Source organism: Sulfobacillus thermosulfidooxidans DSM 9293, assembly GCF_900176145.1.
Classification (GTDB): Bacteria; Bacillota; Sulfobacillia; order Sulfobacillales; family Sulfobacillaceae; genus Sulfobacillus; species Sulfobacillus thermosulfidooxidans.
On the sequence record NZ_FWWY01000001.1, the window covers coordinates 2,338,572 to 2,358,770 of the forward strand.

At 48.7% G+C, this 20,199-nt stretch carries 19 protein-coding genes and 1 riboswitch; of the genes, 15 read left to right on the top strand and 4 right to left on the bottom strand.

The genetic code is table 11. The features are described 5' to 3' along the window. Nucleotides 1–35: 35 nt before the first annotated feature. Nucleotides 36–1,457 carry an amino acid permease gene (locus tag B8987_RS11780; protein WP_020373903.1) on the bottom strand — a complete coding sequence of 474 codons (1,422 nt, stop codon included), beginning with the start codon at nt 1,455–1,457 and terminating at the stop codon, nt 36–38. A 151-nt stretch (nt 1,458–1,608) separates the two neighbouring features. Here B8987_RS11780 and B8987_RS11785 point away from each other — a divergent pair, with 151 nt between their 5' ends. From B8987_RS11785 to B8987_RS11820, 8 genes are all read left to right on the top strand, one after another. Further along, on the top strand, nt 1,609–2,049 hold the full coding sequence (locus B8987_RS11785; RefSeq protein WP_081503185.1) for an acyl-CoA thioesterase: 441 nt from the start codon (nt 1,609–1,611) through the stop codon (nt 2,047–2,049). Nucleotides 2,050–2,433: 384 nt separating this feature from the next. Continuing rightward, nucleotides 2,434–2,667 (top strand): pilin, encoded by a 234-nt coding sequence (locus B8987_RS11790; RefSeq protein WP_020373901.1) that lies wholly within the window; start codon nt 2,434–2,436, stop codon nt 2,665–2,667. Continuing rightward, a complete protein-coding gene (locus tag B8987_RS11795; RefSeq protein ID WP_076007364.1) occupies nt 2,654–3,448 on the top strand; it encodes a hypothetical protein in 795 nt (264 codons plus the stop codon). The genes B8987_RS11790 and B8987_RS11795 overlap by 14 nt, the downstream gene beginning before the upstream one ends. An 87-nt stretch (nt 3,449–3,535) precedes the next feature. Further along, the gene (locus B8987_RS11800) at nt 3,536–3,823 is read left to right on the top strand and encodes a hypothetical protein (RefSeq protein WP_076007363.1); all 288 of its coding nucleotides are present in this window, start codon (nt 3,536–3,538) and stop codon (nt 3,821–3,823) included. A gap of 28 nt (nt 3,824–3,851) precedes the next feature. Further along, nucleotides 3,852–4,427, top strand: coding sequence for a hypothetical protein (locus tag B8987_RS11805; RefSeq protein WP_028963574.1), 576 nt, complete (start codon nt 3,852–3,854; stop codon nt 4,425–4,427). Between the two features lie 266 nt (nt 4,428–4,693). After that, on the top strand, nt 4,694–6,340 hold the full coding sequence (locus B8987_RS11810) for a VirB4 family type IV secretion system protein (RefSeq protein WP_084661618.1): 1,647 nt from the start codon (nt 4,694–4,696) through the stop codon (nt 6,338–6,340). 67 nt (nt 6,341–6,407) lie between these two features. After that, a complete protein-coding gene (locus B8987_RS11815; RefSeq protein ID WP_028963576.1) occupies nt 6,408–6,944 on the top strand; it encodes a hypothetical protein in 537 nt (178 codons plus the stop codon). Next, nucleotides 6,941–7,900: a hypothetical protein gene (locus B8987_RS11820; protein ID WP_020373895.1), complete on the top strand. Its 960-nt coding sequence runs from the start codon at nt 6,941–6,943 to the stop codon at nt 7,898–7,900. The genes B8987_RS11815 and B8987_RS11820 overlap by 4 nt, the downstream gene beginning before the upstream one ends. On the opposite strand, the gene B8987_RS11825 is transcribed toward B8987_RS11820, so the two are convergent. From B8987_RS11825 to B8987_RS11835, 3 genes are all read right to left on the bottom strand, one after another. Beyond that, nucleotides 7,839–8,237, bottom strand: coding sequence for a PadR family transcriptional regulator (locus B8987_RS11825; RefSeq protein WP_020373894.1), 399 nt, complete (start codon nt 8,235–8,237; stop codon nt 7,839–7,841). The two genes, B8987_RS11820 and B8987_RS11825, sit on opposite strands and share 62 nt — an antisense overlap. Before the next feature lie 61 nt (nt 8,238–8,298). Then, complete coding sequence (locus B8987_RS11830) at nt 8,299–8,676, bottom strand: carboxymuconolactone decarboxylase family protein (RefSeq protein ID WP_020373893.1); 378 nt, start codon at nt 8,674–8,676, stop codon at nt 8,299–8,301. A gap of 42 nt (nt 8,677–8,718) precedes the next feature. Beyond that, a complete protein-coding gene (locus B8987_RS11835) occupies nt 8,719–9,390 on the bottom strand; it encodes a class II aldolase/adducin family protein (RefSeq protein ID WP_020373892.1) in 672 nt (223 codons plus the stop codon). 250 nt (nt 9,391–9,640) lie between these two features. Here B8987_RS11835 and B8987_RS11840 point away from each other — a divergent pair, with 250 nt between their 5' ends. The 7 genes from B8987_RS11840 to B8987_RS11870 all read left to right on the top strand — a co-directional run bounded on the left by B8987_RS11840 (nt 9,641) and on the right by B8987_RS11870 (nt 20,198). After that, nucleotides 9,641–9,979: a fluoride efflux transporter FluC gene (locus tag B8987_RS11840; RefSeq protein ID WP_278244813.1), complete on the top strand. Its 339-nt coding sequence runs from the start codon at nt 9,641–9,643 to the stop codon at nt 9,977–9,979. 4 nt (nt 9,980–9,983) lie between these two features. Next, nucleotides 9,984–10,397 carry a fluoride efflux transporter FluC gene (locus tag B8987_RS11845; protein WP_020373890.1) on the top strand — a complete coding sequence of 138 codons (414 nt, stop codon included), beginning with the start codon at nt 9,984–9,986 and terminating at the stop codon, nt 10,395–10,397. Further along, nucleotides 10,394–12,151 carry a nicotinate-nucleotide--dimethylbenzimidazole phosphoribosyltransferase gene (gene cobT / locus B8987_RS11850; protein ID WP_084661619.1) on the top strand — a complete coding sequence of 586 codons (1,758 nt, stop codon included), beginning with the start codon at nt 10,394–10,396 and terminating at the stop codon, nt 12,149–12,151. The genes B8987_RS11845 and cobT overlap by 4 nt, the downstream gene beginning before the upstream one ends. Before the next feature lie 40 nt (nt 12,152–12,191). Continuing rightward, nucleotides 12,192–12,337: riboswitch (cobalamin riboswitch) on the top strand. Nucleotides 12,338–12,431: 94 nt separating this feature from the next. Then, nucleotides 12,432–13,100 (top strand): precorrin-2 dehydrogenase/sirohydrochlorin ferrochelatase family protein, encoded by a 669-nt coding sequence (locus tag B8987_RS11855; protein WP_084661620.1) that lies wholly within the window; start codon nt 12,432–12,434, stop codon nt 13,098–13,100. Next, nucleotides 13,097–14,524 carry a uroporphyrinogen-III C-methyltransferase gene (gene cobA, locus B8987_RS11860; RefSeq protein WP_176213242.1) on the top strand — a complete coding sequence of 476 codons (1,428 nt, stop codon included), beginning with the start codon at nt 13,097–13,099 and terminating at the stop codon, nt 14,522–14,524. The genes B8987_RS11855 and cobA overlap by 4 nt, the downstream gene beginning before the upstream one ends. 9 nt (nt 14,525–14,533) lie before the next feature. Continuing rightward, nucleotides 14,534–18,268 (top strand): cobaltochelatase subunit CobN, encoded by a 3,735-nt coding sequence (gene cobN / locus B8987_RS11865; protein WP_020373885.1) that lies wholly within the window; start codon nt 14,534–14,536, stop codon nt 18,266–18,268. Continuing rightward, the gene (locus tag B8987_RS11870; protein ID WP_084661622.1) at nt 18,261–20,198 is read left to right on the top strand and encodes an ATP-binding protein; all 1,938 of its coding nucleotides are present in this window, start codon (nt 18,261–18,263) and stop codon (nt 20,196–20,198) included. Before cobN ends, B8987_RS11870 begins: the two co-directional genes overlap by 8 nt. Nucleotide 20,199 lies beyond the last annotated feature (1 nt).

The window sequence follows — 20,199 nt, forward strand, 5'->3', positions numbered from 1 at the left end:
AGATTCATGGGAATTCATACTGGCCAAAGTTTTAGTTACTCATACATTGCCTCTTGGAGGCGATGACGTAAGAACAGCCAAGCGATCCAGGCGACCAAAATGCCAGCAAAGCCGACGATAGCACCCATTGCTTCGCCTTGAGCGAATGGAGAAGCTAAAAGACCGAGGAAGACGATGGCAATGACCAAATATGTCGTATAAGGGAACCCCCATAATTTATAGGTGAGACGGTCGGGATGGTGGTGCTTCAGATATGGCCGGTAATAGAGTTGAGTCAGGAGTACCATAAACCAGATAAACATCGCTTGAAATCCCGTAGCGGTCACTAAATAGCCATAGGCTTTGGCTGGTAACACATAAGCCAGAATAATTGTTAAGGCAAGCAGTCCCGCACTCATCCAAATGGCATTGGCCGGCACTCCTTTTTTGTTTAACTTCCCTAAGATTTTAGGCGCTTGGTTGGCATGAGCTAAGCCATATAATACGCGTACATTGGAATAAAGGGCGGCATTCATCGTCGATAATACGGCGAACAGTAAGACGAGATTCATAATCGCCGCGCCATAGGGAATATGTGTGGCTCGAATGGCCAACACGAAAGGAGAAACCGATGATGACATGTGATTCCATGGCACCAAATTTAAAATTAGTACCATGGATCCCAAGTACATGACAAACACAAGCCCAATGGTCCAGCGAATGGTGCGGGCAATAGTTTTTCCGGGATTTTTAGTTTCTGCCGCCGCCAGTCCGATCACTCCTGTTCCAGCATAAGCAAACAATACGAGTAAAAACGCTGGGGCCGCGCCAAGCCATCCATGAGGAATCCACCCTCCATAGTGGGTGAAGCTGGCAAAACCCGATGGGGCAATGTGATGGGGGGTGAGAGGAAGAATGTGAGTCACCGCTAAAGCCCCCATGCCAACAAAAAGCAGCACCGCGATCGATTTCACCCCTGCCATGACTCCTTCGATTGTGCCAAAGCCACGGACACTAATGAAGTTGATTGAGACGATAAATATCGAGTAAGATAACGACCAAATCCATAAGGCGACTTGCGGAAACCATAGCCGTGAGAAGAGACTTGCGGCTGTCACTTCGCTAGACATGGTTAAAACGCTAGAAAACCAAAAGATCCAACCGGCGACAAATGTCCATCCGGGACCTAAGACCACTTTTGTGTAGTTTAAGAACGATCCAGGAGTAGGTGAGGCAATAGACATTTCGCCAAGGGCGGAAATTTCGAGGTACATAGCAATCCAACCAATGGCATAAAGGACGAGGATGCTCGGACCGGCTCGTTTAATGGCAAGACCGCTCGCCATAAAAAGTCCCGAACCCATAATACCGCCAATCGTCAAAAGGGTCAGGGTAAAAGTCCCAAGATCTTTTTGAAAACTCTGGTGAATTTTGGAAACATTTTGCCGAAGATGAATTCGACCCGACTTAATACTCACACAATTTCCCTCCTCACCAATCCTGATGTTAGGATGTTGATTTGAGGACACGCTTATACCAATCTTGATATCACCGATATCACCCAACAACGCACGGAAAGGAACGATTGAATTGGATAAGGGACGCACGCCATCGTTTTCTCGTACAGAAATGACCGAATTGGTCCTGCCCGGAGACTCCAATCAACTGGGAAATATTTTAGGTGGACGCCTCATGCACTGGATTGATTTGGCCGCTGCTATTACGGCTGCTCGTCATGCGGGTCATGTGGCTGTCACCGCATCAATGGATTCGTTGGAATTTCTACATCCGGTAAAAGTCGGCCAAGTGGTTCGCCTGATTGCTCAAGTCAACTGGGTAGGGCGAACATCTATGGAAATTGGCGTGGATGTTTACCGAGAAGACATGCATGATGATGACATCAAAAAGACCAGCACAGCCTATCTAACCTTTGTTGCCTTAGATGATAACGGAAAACCCATTGAGGTGCCTCGCCTGATTCTCGAAACACCCGAAGAGATTGAACGCTTTCATCAAGCCGAACAAAGGCGACAAGAACGACTTAAACACCGTCAACGTGCGAAAGAATAACACATGCCATGAGGCTGGATTATCCCCCCCAGCCTCAGTGTTTGATTAATGAAATCACCTCATCCCGTAAGACAGACCTCATCTTAGTTTGTGATGAGCATCCCCCGGCTTACAGGGAAGATAAATACCGGGTTTTGATCCCCCTTGATTCCACTTTCTTAAGGTTGTTATGTCTAATCCGAATGGTTTTCATTTAGAAATGGGGCTTGGCACTTAAGAACGAGCTATTTGCCCTTCATTCCCCATGAAGTTCTACAGGAAATCTGATAGAGTTCTTCGCTATGATAATCCCAAGTCTCACAGCATTATCACTTCATCACCCCACAGCTAAAGCCGGGGCAGCCTGGCTGCGTAAATTCGTAAGACCAGACGGGAGGATACCACATGCCCACAGCACATGTGCTGTCGTTAATAACTAAATTGACCACGCTTTTAGTTGATATCGCTGGGGGATTATTTTCCCTTGTGATGGTATATGGCGGGATTCGTTTCATGATTGCTCAAAGTCCTCGTAGTGTTCAAGCGGCGAAAGAACTGATGACTCGGGCAGCTACAGGACTTGTCCTGATTTTATTGGTCGATGTGATTCGCCAGGTTCTTCAATATGCTGCCAGCTAATATTCATCCCCTAACCGCTTCGTCATTTAGCCCCTTGCAGTCGTTGCTAGTGTGGGTGAGTAATGGATTAAATCACAGCTTGATAAAATTTAGTCAAATCGTGCTGGCTCATAGTGTCTTTTACCCCTTCGTGTTATCCTCATCCGCTTATCAGTTATTTGATTTGAGTCGGAATTTGGCGATCATGGCAAGCACGGCATTCATTGCGATGGCATTGATCCAATCCCAATGGCCGGAACTGCACGCGAAAGGCTGGGAATTGTCACCGGTGGTGATATTGCACCGGAGCCTCACGCAAATTGTTTGGGCTACCTTGTCGGTGCCACTCATTAATGCACTCCTGGCATTCAATAATGCTGTGGTGCAAGCATTACGGGTGCCCGTTGTGCTCTCGTTTCATCTGTCATCTCACCTGGCAGCCCTGACTGACCCGATAACTATTGTTGTTCTAACCATCGCTATTGTCGTGTTATTAGCCATCCTTGGAGCCTATTATGTCGTTCGCAATATGGAAATCGTGGTGTTATTGGCGCTTCTTCCCTGGTTTGGATTATTTGGGATGACACAAGTGAGAATGTCTTCGCTTCTCAAATTAATGAAAGAGCTTTTGATAGCCATCTTTATTCAAAGTATCCAGGCTATGGTGTTTTATCTGTTTGTGCATTTGGTGGCTTCTCGTTCTGATACCATCATGGGCCAAATCGAAGAAATCGGGTTGCTCTATTACATGATTAAATTGCCCCAGCAATTGCGTCGTTTAGTGGGTACGGCCGGCCCATAGACCCTTTGGGTTTGGCCTGTTAAAGCAGCTTAAGAGCTCACACAACCCCTACGCGTGCAGGGTGTGGGGAAACGAAAGGATTGCAATATGTCTAACGAACCTTACCGGATTGTCGCTATTCCTTTACAGGCTGATCCTCCCGTTGTGGCCGGCATGCGGTTTCAGGATTTGATTTGGCCCGCCGCGTCAATTGCCCTTGACGTTTTCTTATCACGGCATGGGAAATGGTTAGAACCGGCACTGGACATCGAACGTGCATTAATTCTTAGCGGCGGGATTTTACTCGCTAGGGTGCGCATTCAATCTCGGAGTTTGCCAGCATGGTTAATGGTGATTGGCGTCTTTCTCTGCCGACCCCGGCGATATTTGCCATAACAAGAACAATCGGAGGAGGACAACGGGGATGGATATTTATCTGAATCGTCTATTTCCCATACGGGCCATTGGGCCAGGTATTTGCCTAGTGCATAAAGATCGGTATGTGGCGATTTTGGAAGCCATTCCAATAAATTTTGCCTTGCGTGCCCCCGAGGAGCAAGAACGACTCATAAAAGGCTATGCGAATTTTCTCAACGGACTCAACTTTCCTGTTCAGCTCTTTGTTCGTTCCGATTTTCTACGCGTGGATGAATATCTTGCAGACCTCAAAAGTCACGAAGATGCCATTGAAGCGCATCTTCGTCCATCTCTCGGGGATTATATTCAATTTTTACGGGAGACCGTCAGTGTCAACCGATTAGTTAAACGCCGATTTTATATTGTGATGGCGTGGCAAGGGCATGAATCGCGGAAAATTCCCCGCACCCGTGGGGAAATTCTCTGGGACGAAGCGGAACACGAATTGATTCGGCGACGGGAGATCCTTATTCAAGGATTAAGACCCTTAGGCATCCGGCTACAAACACTTGATCAAGTAAGCACCTTGCACTTTTTGCAGTCCAGTTTTGGTCAAGGACCAGCTGCCAGTGAAAGATCATGAACTTTAGTCGTCCCAGAACTTTTCTGCATTGAATATTTTCCCGATTGTAATAGATCTTTCGAACCTACAGTCGCAAGAAGTGGTGTTTTGGGAAAGGAGGGTACCTGGTTTCGCGGAAAGCGAACTCTTTGAACTCGAACTCGACGAAGTCATTGAAAGCATCGTGAAATCAGTTGAAGTCATATGAAATCACTGAAAGAGTTCATGGGTATGTCAACCAGGCAAGAAAACTATTGCAGATAAGACGTTTATATAAGCATCGCCGCGTGATTCAAGATATTGACATAATTTGGCCAGATTTTATTGAGGTGGGCCCACGAGAGCTTCGTGTCGGTAATCGTTTTACGCGTTCGTTCATGGCGGTCAGTTATCCTCGTCAAGTCTATCCCGGGTGGTTTGACTCGCTTTTACGGTTTCCCTATCCCCTGACTATTGCCTTTTATCAAGGTCCTTTGCCCCCACAAATAGTCTTGCGATCAATGAAGCGTCATCTTTTGTGGAGCCGGGGATTAGACAATGCAGGAAAAACCCAAGGGCACTTGAGTGATCCTTCCAGAGAAACAGCCATTGAAGATGCCGAACGTATTCGACAAAAGCTTGCTCAGGGGGATGCACGCATCCTTGAAACCTCGTTGTTCATGACCTTATGGGCGGCGACACAAGAGGAATTAAACGAAGCAACGGCCATGTTACAAAACTTGTGCGAAAGTATGCTGATCACGATTCGTCCGTTACATTTTCAGCACCTGCAAGGTTTTAAGTGGACATGGCCTCTTGGAGAACATCCTTCATTGGTTCGGGAAATGGAAAGTGACACCTGGGCGACATTTTTTCCCTTGGTCTCGGAAGAAATTGTTCACGAACAAGGCATCTTATGGGGGACAAATCCCCAAAACCATTCTCTGATTTTGGTCAACCGATTTCTCATGCCTGCGCCTCATTCGATTACCATTGCCTGGTCCGGAGCGGGCAAAAGTTACGCGGCAAAATTGGAGGTTTTGCGTGCCCGCTATCAGGAATTGCCCGTCTACATCATTGATCCAGAAGGAGAATATACCATATTCCGCGATGTAGGGGCCGATGTATGGTCCATAGGCCAAGCGCAAGAGAACCACTTTCCTTTCGATCCCTTCACGATGTCTCGAGAAACCCACGATTTCGAGCATGACAGCGATTTTTTGATCCGTTTCTTATCTCGCCTGTTGCCCCATTTAGAGAACCGGTTGAAAATGATTTTGCCGCCCGTTTTATGGTCACATTGGAAATCATCATCCTCTCCTAAGTGGTCTGTCACGCCCTTAACGGTGGACATTTCCGAGCTTCTTGAAGGGATTGTGAGCCGCGATAAAGAACTTGCTGAACAACTCGATATGGCGATGACCCGGTGGCGTACTTTAGTGGGCACAAAAGCACGGGACTCGATTAACCCCCATTTTCAAGTCTTCGACTTAAGTCATCTCACTACCTCTATGAAAAATGCCGCGTACCTGGCTATCAGTGAATGGCTCACACGTCAGACATTTTCTGGTTCCCGGCGGCTCATTATATTTGATGAGGCATGGCACCTGCTAACTGATCAAGAATCCGCCAAATATCTCGAATCCCTATTTCGACGGGCGCGGAAATGGGGAACAGCCTTGTCATTGATTACGCAGGATATGAATGACTTTGTTCGTTCTCAAACTGCAGAGGTCTGCCTACGAAATGCCCCGATAGTGTTGCTGCTTAAACAACATCCCGAAAGCCTGCAGCAATTAGCCGCGTCGTTACGATTACATGAAGGAGAGGTTAACCGGATTGCCCAAGCAGGAATGGGGGAGGGGGTGCTGATGGTGGGCGAGGACCATGTTCCCATTCGGATTATGGGCGCGCCATTTGAGACCCGAATTCTTCATTCGTCATATCGGAATTAAACGGAAAAATCCCAAGCCTTTTTAACAATGGGATATAGCGTGACCTAACCCAACAGGAGGGATTACCTTGAAATCTGTCTTCTCTGTTAAATCGTCTGCTTTATGGGGAATGCTGGTGGCAGGACTTGTCTATGGTGGGCTCAGTGTGCTGCCCTGGATACGTCCTTTACCCCGGGTTCCTGTGGTAGAACAATCTCATGCACAGGGGACTTTGTTACGGCCATCTGATATCAAATGGATACCTATGAACCGGGATATGGAGAACCTTTCTCCTGGATATTTAAAAGTCGCAGTAAGTCCCGGCGAAATTTTGTCACCGGCGATGTTTTCGCGCCAACCACAGTCACCGCGAGGTATTTTAGTCGATATTCCCTCATCCTCGACATTCGCGCAAGCTGGGCAAAAAGTACGCATTTTAGTAATTAGTCCATCCGGACATTTGTGGTCTTCTGGTCCCGTGACGGTCATTCATTCTCCCCATGGTAACGGATTGATTGGGACGGGAGGAGGTTCTTTACTCGTGGAAATGCCATGGTCTGAGGCATTAACATTTGAAAAGCTCAGTGTTCACGGGAGTGTTTCTGTAGTGGGGATTCCATCATGATTATCGTAGCAGTGGAGCACGCAGGCCTTGAACAGTTTATTCATGAGGAAATTGTGAACCATGAGGACTTTGACCGGGTAAGTATTGTTCATTCCTGGGAGGAAGTTCGAAAACTAGCCCGGCGTGCCCAAAAAATTTTACTGGGAGAACGCATTCTTCGGCACGTGTCGACCGAGCAACTTGTCAAGCTGATTGAACAGGAACCAATGATACAGTGGGTTATTTGGACCAGTGAGGCGGAATATTGGCGAACCCTATTGGGTGAACATGGGGAAGTGTGGGAACACACTTTAGGCCCTGATGACTTAAAAAAATGGCTCAAAGTCGGGACCGTCGCCCCACGAATTCACATTCCGCGCCGGTGGTTTTTATGGTCGACCTCTGGAACTGTTCGGCGCCAGCTCCTATGGCGGGATCTTCTGGAGAAGATGAAAACTCAATATCAAGAGGGTATGACGATTGATTATGATTGGGGACAAGCTCTTGTCACCCGTTTATGGGAATCGCGAAATCTTCCCAATGAGAATTTTCCTTATGCCAGACTTACGCCTCAATCGTCAACATGGGGATGGATTGTGCCGGCCCCGATGCCGTGGATGCCTATTTTTTATACACCGGATATTAATGATGTTAAACGGGTTTTAGCGCAAACAAAATCATGGATGGCATGGGATCTAGGAATAAACTTGCGCGATCCTCTGACCAGCCTGGTCATTTCATCTCTGCCAACAGGCTTGATTTTTACCGCTGAAGAGGGTACTGATGACGTGTTTCGTCACGGACTATTGATGATCAAAGAACTGAATCCTCAATGTGAAATCCTATTGGTCGGAGACCAAGCTTCTCGCGTTGGACGCCAATATGGATTGCCGTCCTTATCCTCTTCAGAATCGCCTAGGATTGCTCCCGGTGTGCTTGAACGGTGGCTGCGTCGTGACCGGAGGACAAAGCGGTAATCTCATGATATTTCGTTAAAAATGTTGCCAAAGAAGCTTGTTTGACTTCCATTTCTTGAGCCCATGCGTCTAACCGGGCCTTTCCTTCCGGGGTAATTTGATACTGACGGGTAGGTGCCCCGTTATCTTCTGTGACCCACGACGATGTGAGACAACTATCTTCTTCCAGTTCTCGCAATAAACGATAGATGCGTCCACTATCGACGGTCCATTCTTTTGGCAACATCGCACTAAGACGGGAAAGAAGATGGCCACCATGGTCAGGCTCTTGGTATAACAGCAAAAGAACAAACGCTTCAAGATGTTTTCCGGTCTGATAGCGTTTTAAATTCGGCATAGATATCACCTCCTAAATCCGCAAAAAGGAGGCAATATATGCCTCCTTTGTCGGGTGCTTGTTAGGCTTGCTGTTCTTGTAAAATGGTTTCGAGTCCCTCTAGTGAGGCTGAAAAGACGGCGGTTCCCGCAATAAATTGGGCATGGGCCATCACGGCACCGATCTCCTCGTGTGTAACTCCAGCATTTAACGCGGCTTGCATGTTATTGCGAATGCACATCGGTACACGAGTAACTAAAGCTGCAGCTAAATTAACCATGGCGATGGTTTTGGCGTCAAGAGGATTGTCTTCCCGGTACAGTTTACTCACAGTGGCCTGGGCCTCTGCGATGTTCGGATTGACTTCGGCCAAATAACGTCGCAGTTTAATAGGACGGCCCAATTTAATTTCTTCTTGACGGATTTGTTCCAAAATGCGTTGTTTCTTTTCGAGATTCACGATATGATTCCTCCAATTTGTTCAACATGCGCTGATCATCGATTAGTGCTTGCTACCAAAAGCCATCATTCGCTCCCGGACTTGCTCGATCGCGAGCTCTGGCAAGACTTTGGCACCGCCTAAAGACTCGGCCAGAATATAAAGCTCGGCAGCCTCGTCCAAAGTCCCTAAGAGACTCGCTGTTGCCATGGGATTGTCGGCGAAGACTAATACGCCATGGTTAGCCATTAGCACAGCCGGAAGGCCGGGGTGGTTCTTAGCAATATCCACAATAGCATCAACTGACGCTTTGGATCCACGAGGTGCCCACGGAACAACCGGAACTGGCTCACTGACACCAAAGCGGAGCAACGGCTCATAAACTAATGGGATAGCTTTTTGCGCCACCGAAAATGCGGTAACGTGCGGAGCATGCGTGTGAATAACCGATCCCACCGATGGGCGAACATTATAAATCCCAACGTGCATATCAATGATTTCTTGCATCGTCGGTTCCATGTCGCCTTCTAGCACCTTCCCATTTAGCCCGACAATCGCAAAATCGTTCACAGAAAGATTAGCAATACTGCCACCTTTTGTCATGACAATTTGGGTGTCGCTAATTCGAGCAGATAAATTGGCATGGTTACCCCGAAACAAGAGACCGTGAGACGCTAAGTAATGCGCCGCTTGAACCAATTGTTCTTTGGCGGCTTCTGCCGTTAACTGGGCCATTATAAAACCCTCCTTTGCTATTTCTAGAATCGTAATGTCTTATGAAATCAGGATTTTCCCCAAGGCGATAGTCATACCTTCCCTTGCAACTCAGGAACTTATGCATGAGATATTTACCAACCATCTAGATACATCATACAACAATATTAACTATAGTGCAACATTCAGTATAAAGCCAGAATAAAAAAGTTTGCCCATTATGGTATAAAAGAGGTTAGGAAAGGAGCGAACTGCGCTGAACGACGTCATTATTTTTTTTGGAGGATTTTTGGGAGCGGTGGCCCGATTTCAGGTGGGACAATGGGTTGGACAGCGCACGAGCGGGGGCTTTCCGTATGGCACGTTAGTGATTAACACGCTGGGCTGTTTCTTTATTGGTCTCATTGTGTCCCGGTGGGCGTCGGGAGGGCTCTTTAATTTCTTGGATGTGGGCTTTACCGCCGCCTTTACCACGTTTTCGACCTTTAGCTATGAAACCTGGCGTCTCATCGAAGAAAAATTACTAGGTCTCGCCTTCTTAAATGTGTTTTTCAATGTCGGTCTCGGGCTAGCCGGGGTCGAAATGGGCCTGTTTCTCGGGAGGGTGTAAGCCGATGAAAAATTGGATTTGGGTGGGCGTCGGCGGCGGCCTGGGGGCATTAGCCCGGACGGCCCTTGAGCAGGTGGGAACATCTCATCACCTGCCTCTGAATTTCTTTCTCATTAATGTCTTGGGCAGCTTTTTCATTGGGATGATTATGGCTCTGAGTGCGGAATGGGGCGTCTTAGCCAATCAATGGCGCTTATTTTGGGGCGTAGGCGTCTTGGGAGGCTTTACCACCTTTTCGACGTTTATGCTGGGGGTGCATACGTTATGGCAGGACACGAAAGGGTTAGCGGTGCTGTATTTGACCGGGACCTTGATCGCCGGGTTAGCCGCCGCCTTCGGGGGGCTGGTCGTGATTCGCGAAGTGGCTCGCATGGCGGCATCCCGGACTCAATTAGAAGAGACTGAGGATGAGGGATGAACCGTCAAGAAATTGAAATCATACTGAATAAGGTAACACCGCCTTCAACGCCATTTCGCCAACGAGCCCAAGAACGCATGGACAATCTGACCAAACCCTTAGGGAGCCTGGGCCTATTAGAAAATATCGTTGTGCAATTGGCCGCTATCCAACGCAAAATTATTCCAGAATTACGTAAGCCGCATGCGCTCATTTTTGCAGCAGATCACGGCGTCTCCGAAGAGCATGTTTCACGGTATGAGGACCACGTGACCGAAGAAATGGCCGTCAATATTGCCATGGAAACGGCTGTGAGTAGTGTTTTAGCGCGTCATAACCAGATTCCTTTGGACATTGTGGATGTGGGGGTCAAGAGCGTTGTACGCCATCCCAAAGTCATCGTGCAAAAGATTCGAGCGGGGACGCACAATATCGTTTATGGCCCAGCTATGACGTCAGAAGACGTCGATCGAGCTCTTCATGTCGGTTATGAAATAGCTACCGAAATCATCTTACGGGGGACCGATGTGTTGATTGCTGGGGAGCTTGGCATTAGTAATACTACCTCGTCTACGGCTATGGCTTGCGCTTTGTTACAGCGTGATCCCCGTGAGATGACGGGGATGGGCAGTGGCATTGATGACGACCACCGGATGCACAAAGTGAATATGATCGCCCAAGCGTTAGCGGTAAACCAGGTCGATCCGGAGGATTATTGGGATGTTCTGACCAAATTAGGCGGACTCGAAATTGCAGCTTTAGTGGGAGCTTATACGAAGGCGGTAGAATCTGGAATTCCTATTATATTAGATGGTCTCATCACGACCGTGGCGGCACTCGGGCTTGTGCGCGTCAATGCCGAATGCCGACAATATTTTATTGCAGCACATGAATCCCATGAACCCTCACATCAAGCATTATTGACGGCCATGGATCTTAAACCGTTATTAAAATGGGATATGAGGCTAGGAGAAGCCTCCGGGGCGTTATTAGTATTCCCGTTGCTACAACAAGGGTGCGCGATTTTAAAAGAAACAGCAACATTCGCGGACGCTCGGGTATCGAATCCTCATGCCAAGGAATCATTAATGGTGGAGCCTATGCCGCTTGAACACCCTGTACGTACCGACTTTTCTGAGAGTGAGCGGGAGAGTTTTTATCGTGTCATTATGGGAAGGCGGGATATTCGTATCTATTTGCCAGATCCCATTCCTCAGGTGGTGCTACAACGTGTACTTATGGCAGCTCATCATGCGCCGTCCGTGGGATTTATGCAACCCTGGAATTTTATTGTGATTGACAATCCCGACATTAAAAGAAGACTGCATGAGGTTGTGGAACAACAACGGGTGGTTGCAGCGCAAAATTATACCGATATGCGCCAGCTGCATTATTTACGGCTAAAAGTGGAAGGTCTATTAGAGGCGCCCGTCACGATCTGTGTGACCAACGACTCCCACCGGGGTGGACCCCATGTCCTTGGTCGGAATACGATTCCCGAAACAGATTTGATGTCGACGGCGTGTGCGATTGAAAATATGTGGTTAGCAGCACGTGTCGAAGGATTAGGTATGGGTTGGGTCAGCATTTTCCGTAAGGAAGATGTTCGTGAGATTTTAGGGATACCAGACCATATCGATCCGATTGCGTTAATGACCGTGGGCTATACGCCCTATTTTCCTGAGATTCCGTTATTAGAACGCGTCGGATGGGAACAACGACGACCATTTGACGACCTGGTTTATTTTAATCGGTGGTCGTGTTCGGATCATTGATTCCATGATATGATAGGCACAATCAAGTAATGGTTCACGTGCTCAATCTAGCCCGAGAGGTGCTTGCCGCTGGCAAGAGAATAGGGAATCAGGTGAAAGGCCTGAACGGTCCCGCCACTGTAATTCCATCAGTGCTGTTGCTGTTGATGGAAGAGTCAGGAGACCTGCCTTTGGGGTTAAGACATCTTCTGTTCGCGGAAACGGGAGATGGTGCTCTAGTTTACTAGAGATCCATCCTCTCGTGCTGTTGAGAGGATTTTTTATTAGGTGGGAGATTGATATGGGTTATATGCCTATTTTGCTGGACGTCCAAAATCTCCGAGTTTTATTCGTGGGAGGGGGACAGTCAGCACATCGCAAGCTGCCGGAGTTCCTGGGTAACGGAGCCAGTATTACCATTGTCAGTCCCACCGTACACGAGGTGATATACCCCTATATTGCGGCGGGAGAGGTGAAATGGCGGAAAAAAACCTATCACTCTCACGATTTACAAGAAATGCAATGTGTGATGGCTTGCACGAACGATCCGGCATTGAATCAGCAGATCGTCTTGGATGCCCGCCGTCAAGGAATTCTTGCCGGCAATATCTCTCCCCAAGGACCAAGAGATTTTCAAATGATGGCGGTGCTGCGCGGTGAGTCTTTCATGCTCGCGGCATCGACGATGGGTCAGGCTCCCCTTTTAGCTCCCATTTTGTTGGAAGACCTTAGCGCGTCTATTAATCCTCAGTGGTCCCGTTTAATTGCTGGAGTGCACCGAATGCGCCAGGACGTCCTTAATCGGTGTTCTGTGGAAGAGCGATCGCAAATGTGGCGGCATATGCGAACATTACCATTTCGGACGTGGTTAGAAGAGGCTCACCAGGAAGCGTGGACGCAAGAAACTTGGGATGACAAACTTCAAGAAGCCTTAGAATCTTGGCGAGCCGAGCAGGAGGGCAAATTGTGACAGCAAATCCGGGAAGAGTGTATCTGGTAGGTGCCGGGCCGGGTGATCCCAGATTATTGACCGTTCATGCCGTAAGCGTATTAAAGAAAGCAGACGTGGTCGTTTATGACCGGCTAATTCATCCCAATGTTTTGGACTTATGCCAAGAAGATGCTGAAAGAATTTATGTGGGTAAGGAACACCAGAAAATTTCGACTAGTCAAGATGCCATCAATCAACTTCTCGTACAACATGCATTAGCGGGCCGAAATGTGGTGCGTCTCAAAGGGGGGGATCCTCTCTTATTTGGACGGGGTGGCGAAGAGGCCGAAGTGCTGTCCGCTCAAAATATTCCATTTGAAATTATTCCTGGGTTAAGTTCATCCTTGGCCTCATTAGCCTATGCGGGGATACCTGTGACGCATCGTCAAATCGTTCAAGGCGTGAGTATTGTCGGTGGATTTCGTGGAGAATTTGATTTCCCGTGGAAAGACAAGCATGCATGGATCGTTTTAATGGGACTAGACCATGTTCAACAACTTGTTGACACCGCGCTGTCCCATGGATTTCCGCCAACGCTTCCGGCCGGTGCGATTGAATGGGGAACATGGGGGAACCAGCGTACGGTGCGAACTTCGTTACAAGATCTTCCCAAGGCGATTCATCAAAAAAACTTGGAATCGCCGTGTCTTTTGGTTTTTGGTGATAATGTGAATGTGGGCACGACATTGTCGTGGTTTGAATCGAAGCCCCTGTATGGTCAACGCATTTTACTTGCCAGCACCTATCCGTGGCCATGGTCACAATTGATGAACCTGCGCGAGCAGGGGGCGGAAGTCTTTAATTGGTCGGTGTATCTCAAATCCGTAGCCGACGATCACATTTTGCAGGAATTGTCTTCTGATGCCCAAGTATATCTTGATGAAGCCTCGTTGATAGAACCCCTTCTCGCGGGATGGCAGAAAACGGGTAGGGATATCAGGCACTTGCCCACATTGATATGCCCCCGTATGACACGCCCCTTAGTCCAGGCGCAAGGATTTACTGAGGTGCAAGCGGTAGACATCGAAGAACTAGGGCAGCCACCAACCGTGGGCAACCGTGATCATGTTTACGTGCCTTGGGAACTATGTCAGGAACTTTCCATCACCAATGAGCCCCAAATAGGTTGCTGGACCCGAGCGGCTAAAAAGCGTCTTACGGATCCACTATGGGACTATCACCTGCAGCGGGATTTCGATGTCGCGTGGATTTTGTCTAAGCAGGCCGCCAATTGGTATATTGAGCGCGGTCTCTGTGCTAAAAGCATACTCATTGCACCCCCGTTGCAAGCATTCTTTGAGAGCCTGTCATTACCATGTGGAAAAGTTTCGGTCATGGGGCCAGATCAGTGGACCGATCTATTGGGTACCCATCACCTTATGGCAATAGATTGTGAGGATTGAGGATAACGCATGATAATTTATTTAACGACTGCTGAGACCGATTTGCTAAGTTTATCGAAAGCCTGTGAACGTGACTCATCGCATCCCTGGGATGTCATGGCTGTCAATCTGACCGAGCCCGTCAATGAGAGTGATATTTTGCAGCATATTGCCGATCATGGGGAAGTGGTGATTATGCGCCTTTTAGGGGGACGGAAGGCGTGTCCTCATCTGTTTGATAATATTGTGCAACTTTGTTGGCAGAACAAGATTCCTCTGATGGCATGGCCTGGCGATCTCGAACCTAGTGAGGAATTGCAAAGGGTTACGAATGTGGATTTTGTATTGTCCGAACAAGCTATGCGTTATGCAGCCCTTGGAGGAGAACGCAACTTTTATCATCTCCTAGGTTTTGTGTCCGATCATTTTCTTGGCACGCACTATGGATATGAACCTCCTTTTGAAGAGGCGTGGACGGGGATTTATTGGCCAACTATGGATGAGCCCTTGACGCGAGAACAGTGGCAGGAGGTAACGCAACCATACGATAACCGTCCTATTGTAGCCATTTTATTTTACCGTGCTCATTGGTTAAGCCGAAATCTCTCGTTTATCGATGCGATTATAACCGAACTGATTCACCGTGATATGCGCCCACTCCCCGTGTTTACCCAATCCCTCAAGACCGATCAGCAAGTAGCCGCGTGGTTAAACGGAATTGATGCAGCAATTATTACGATGAGTTTTGCGACGGTGGGACTCCAAGAAGAGATGCAGGGCGTATCTGGCCGGTTAGCGCATCAAGGTGAGCCCAACTTGTTGATGCAATGGGACGTACCTGTCTTTCAAGCGCTGATTTCTTTGGGATCGGAGAAAACATGGCGCGCCAGTGCCTTGGGACTTGGACCTCTCGAAACGGCCATGAACGTAGCTATTCCGGAATTTGATGGCCGGATTATTACCATTCCGATTTCATTCCGGGAAGAGGAACCATCGACATCTCATGGTATCCGGAGCCGACGTTATGTCACAATTCCGGACCGCATTAGCCGGTTATGTGATATGGTCACCAAAGCGGTCAGATTGCGCCGAACGCCTGTATCCCACCGCCGCATTGCCTTTGTTTTAACGAATTACCCCTCGAAAAATTCACGTATCGGCAATGCTGTTGGTCTAGACACGCCAAAGTCTTTAGTGAAGTTATTGCACTTAATGGCGCAAAGTGGGTACGATGTGGGGCCACGTGAATCCCTTCCGGAGAGCGGCGATGAGCTAATGAAAACACTGATTGCCCGGGGAACCCATGATGAGGATTACCTAACCGAAGAACAATGGCGGCAAATGGCTGAATTGCCGGTTCCGAAGTATTCACAAAAGTACCAGGCTCTAAATCCTTTAGTGCGGGACCAGGTGGAGAAACATTGGGGAGCCGCGCCAGGACAAGGGGAGCATTTGCACGCGTCGATGAGGATTCCTGGTTGTGTATTTGGCAACATTTTTGTGGGCATTCAGCCACCCCGGGGGAACGGCGAGGATGAGGTAGGAATTTACCACAGTCCGGAATTACCGCCTTCGCACCATTACATAGCCTATTATCAATGGATCCGGGAGGAATTTCAGGCCCATGCCGTGATTCATCTAGGAAAACATGGAACCTTGGAATGGTTACCAGGAAAAGGGATCGGATTGTCCCAAGACTGTTTTCCCGATATTGTGTTGGAGGACTTACCTAACTTTTACCCGTTTATCGTGGATGATCCCGGGGAAGGAACCCAAGCCAAACGGCGCAGTCATGCCGTATTGATTGATCACATGGTGCCTCCTGTTACAGCCGCGGGCCTTTACGATGACTTGGTGAAAATGCAGCAACTGCTTGATCAATATTATCAAGCAGAAACGCTGGACCCGAGTAAATTGCCCATAATTCAAGATGCGATTTGGGAACTGGCGGAATCTATTCACTTGAATCGAGATCTTAATCAATGGGACCGGCCTCAAGATTTTCCGCAATATCTTCTCGAGATTGACGGCTATCTCTGTGAATTGGAAGCGCGGCAAATTCGTGACGGGTTACACATTTTAGGGCAAAGCCCACAGACCCCAGAGAATTGGGGAGAACTCCTTTATGCCATGGCCCGCCTGCCCTTTTCCAATACCGTTCCCTCTATGCCCGAGGCCTTGTGTCAAGATTTGGGCATTAATTGGGCGGATTTTCAGGACAATTTAGGACGTCCTTATTGGGGTCCAGTTCCCTCCTGGATTGAGTCTTATTTGCCTAAAAGCGTCAGGCGAACTTATGGGGATGTGAAAAAGGCGGTGGAGCAGCTCGCAAAAACTCTATTAGCTCAGAGTGTGGAGGGTGAAAGACCCGAGCAATTACCCCAAAGCGCCTCGGTAATCGAAGTGGTGCAAACCCGGATTGTTCCCTTTTTGAAGGATCTGCAAACCGAAACCACGGCCTTGTTACACGGCTTAGATGGGGGATATGTCCCTCCTGGCCCGAGCGGCGCTCCAACCAGGGGAATGATTGACGTTTTACCGACCGGGCGTAACTTCTATTCAGTGGATCCGCGAAGCATCCCTTCCATTCCGGCATGGCAAGTGGGACAGCGCCTAGCCAAAGAATTGATAGAGAAATATCAAAAAGATCACGGACAGATGCCTCACTCTGTTGGCATTGTGGTTTGGGGTACCGCTGCGATGCGGACAGGGGGAGATGATGTGGCCGAGATTTTAGCTTTATTGGGAGTCCGCCCTGTATGGGAACAAGCGAACGGGCGTATCCAATCACTCGCAATTATCCCCTTAGAAGAATTGGGGCGTCCTCGCGTGGATGTTACAGTCCGTATTAGCGGGTTTTTTCGCGACGCTTTTCGCAATGTCATCGATTTGATTCACCAGGCGGTCACTATGGTGGCTCAGGTCGATGAACCCCTCGATCTCAATCCCGTGCGGGCGCACTGGCTCAGTGATAGGGATAAGGCAATAGCCCAAGGACAATCTGCCGAGCAAGCGGCTCATCAAGCTTTGTGGCGCGTGTTTGGAAGTAAACCAGGAAGTTATGGATCGGGGATTCTTCCGGCTTTAAACACGGGACAGTGGCAAAATCCCGATGATTTAGCCAAGATCTATTTAACCTGGTCGAGTTATGCCTATAGTGATACAGATTATGGGACGTTTGCTTATCCGGAATTGTCGGCACGCTTAGCGCGGGTTCAGATTGCTACGAAAAATCAGGACAACCGCGAGCACGATATTTTTGATAGTGATGACTATCTCCAAGACCATGGAGGAATGGCCGCATCTATTCGTTCTCTCACCGGATCGATGCCTGATCTATATTTTGGGGATTCCTCGGATCCTACTCGGTCGACGGTACGGTCTTTTCGAGATGAGGCCTACCGCGTGTTTCGTAGTCGTGTTGTCAATCCGAAATGGATTCAAGCGGCCATGCGTCATGATTATAAAGGGGCGCTGGAAATGGCGAACACGATGGACTTCCTATTTGGCTATGATGCCACGGCGGATTTATTGGAGGATTGGATGTATGACGAGGTGGCCAAGGCTTATGTTACCAATGACGACGTTCGTCAATTTTTCCAAAAGTCCAATCCCTGGGCCTTGAAAGACATTGCTGAGCGGCTGATTGAAGCGCATCAACGTGGTATGTGGGAACACCCTGATCCCACCATCTATGAAAACGTTGTCGACGCGTTAATGGAAACAGAGAATACCTTAGAAGAGTGGGGAGAAGACGATGACTGATTATGTAATGCCTCTTGACGCGATTGTTGGCCAAGATGAACTGAAATTAGCCCTAGCCTTGACGGCCATATCTCCACGCATTGGCGGAGTCTTGATACAAGGTGAACGCGGCAATGCCAAATCCACGACGGTGCGGTCCTTTGCCCAAATTCTCCCTCCTATTGCCTTGCGCAAAGATTGTCCTTACCATTGCGATCCCATCCATCCATTTTCCTTTTGTCCTGTGTGCGAACAAGGGACATCGGAAACGATTATGGGACAAGCTCCTTTTATTGAGTTGCCCTTAGGCGCGACAGAAGATCGAGTCTTAGGCCATTTGGACTTGGAGGAAGTGCTGAGGAGGTCCCACACCCGTTTTGTTCCGGGGCTGCTGGCTAAGGCGCACCGAGGCATCTTATACATTGATGAAGTGAATCTGTTAGACGATCAATTGATTGATTTATTATTGGATGCTGCCAGTTCCGGTATGGCCCACATTGAACGGGATGGATTTTCATTGGCATATCCAACGCAGTTTGTGCTCGTGGGCACCATGAATCCTGAAGAGGGTGAAATTCGCCCCCAACTCTTAGACCGCTTTGGGCTCTCGGTCGAGATTACCACCCCTCAAAGCATTGACGAGCGGGTATTAATTACCGAACGGCGACTCGCATTTGATCAACAACCGGAGTTGTTTATCGAACAATGGGAGAGCTCCATCCAAAATTGGCGGGAACGGCTGGTTAATGCCCGACAGTTGTTGCCAGAAATTGCGATGCCGACCGCGATTTTGCGCTATATTGCCGAACGCGCGGTACAAGCCCATGTTGAAGGCCTACGAGCCGATATTGTCATGGCTGAGGCGGCTCGGGCCTACGCCGCCTTGAATGGCAAGACGTGGGTCGACACGGGGGATGTTGATGTCGTGGCACCCTTGGTCTTGGGTCACCGAACCCGGCCCTTGTCTCCCCCTCCGCCCCGCGGCCATAACAATAGTAGTAGTCAAGACCGCTCCCGGGACGAGGCAGCCCCGTCGCCTGCATCGTCAATGCCACAATCTCCAAAGTCTTCCGGTGTCAGTGCCCACCATGAAAACATTGACAGTCCGGGAGACGGAGACGATGCTGAGCGAATGATCCCTATGCATTTGCCCAATCATTTGATGGCTTCTGGGGATTTTGGTCCCTGGCGCCATAATGCGGGTACGAAGAAGGAGACGGGAAAGCGTCTTCTGATCTCACGCCGGCTAGGACAACCATCTTTATCTTATTTACGGGGGAAAAACCGCAAACGCCGTGCTCATGACAATAATGCCGTATTAATTGACTGGCCGGGAACGATAACGGCAAAAATTAAACGGCAGCATGGGACATCCCCCAGTCACGCGTGGGGTCGTAACGATTTGATTTTTCGTAAATCAAAACATCCCCGTCCGGTTGCCGTGGTCTTTGTGGTGGATACTAGTGCGTCTATGGGAAGTATTAAGCGCTTGGGACGGGTGAAAGGCACCATTATGAAGATCGCGCAAAAAGCGTATCGTAAGCGGGCATATTTTTCCCTATTAACATTTGGTCACCGGAGTGCGCGAGTTGTTCTAGCGCCTACCAATAAACTGGGAAGGCTTCGGGCCGTTCTTGAGAGGATGCCAGCCCGCGGTAATACTCCGTTGTGGGAGGGATTGCAGGAGACAGCTCTTCAATTAAAAAAATGGCGCCGGGAGGTCCCCTGGGTCTTTGAACTTTATCTGATGACCGATGGCAAAGTGCCGGGGATAACAACCCATTGGGATGAACATGTTGTACGGGCTAGAGAGTGCAAACAAGCGTTAGATCAAAGTCCCGTTCATCTCCAAGTTATTGATGCGGACACGAGTCGGATTGCGATGCATTGGGCAAAGAAAATTGCCCAGGTTCTTCACGCCGAATATGGCACGTTAGAAGAGGGGGCCTAGA

Coding starts and splice junctions, on each gene's coding strand:
- B8987_RS11785 (WP_081503185.1), top strand. CDS start 1,609: ATGACCGAATTGGTCCTGCCCGGAGACTCCAATCAACTGGGAAATATT.
- B8987_RS11790 (WP_020373901.1), top strand. CDS start 2,434: ATGCCCACAGCACATGTGCTGTCGTTAATAACTAAATTGACCACGCTT.
- B8987_RS11795 (WP_076007364.1), top strand. CDS start 2,654: ATGCTGCCAGCTAATATTCATCCCCTAACCGCTTCGTCATTTAGCCCC.
- B8987_RS11800 (WP_076007363.1), top strand. CDS start 3,536: ATGTCTAACGAACCTTACCGGATTGTCGCTATTCCTTTACAGGCTGAT.
- B8987_RS11805 (WP_028963574.1), top strand. CDS start 3,852: ATGGATATTTATCTGAATCGTCTATTTCCCATACGGGCCATTGGGCCA.
- B8987_RS11820 (WP_020373895.1), top strand. CDS start 6,941: ATGATTATCGTAGCAGTGGAGCACGCAGGCCTTGAACAGTTTATTCAT.
- B8987_RS11825 (WP_020373894.1), bottom strand. CDS start 8,237: ATGCCGAATTTAAAACGCTATCAGACCGGAAAACATCTTGAAGCGTTT.
- B8987_RS11835 (WP_020373892.1), bottom strand. CDS start 9,390: ATGGCCCAGTTAACGGCAGAAGCCGCCAAAGAACAATTGGTTCAAGCG.
- B8987_RS11845 (WP_020373890.1), top strand. CDS start 9,984: ATGAAAAATTGGATTTGGGTGGGCGTCGGCGGCGGCCTGGGGGCATTA.
- cobT (WP_084661619.1), top strand. CDS start 10,394: ATGAACCGTCAAGAAATTGAAATCATACTGAATAAGGTAACACCGCCT.
- B8987_RS11855 (WP_084661620.1), top strand. CDS start 12,432: ATGGGTTATATGCCTATTTTGCTGGACGTCCAAAATCTCCGAGTTTTA.
- cobN (WP_020373885.1), top strand. CDS start 14,534: ATGATAATTTATTTAACGACTGCTGAGACCGATTTGCTAAGTTTATCG.
- B8987_RS11870 (WP_084661622.1), top strand. CDS start 18,261: ATGACTGATTATGTAATGCCTCTTGACGCGATTGTTGGCCAAGATGAA.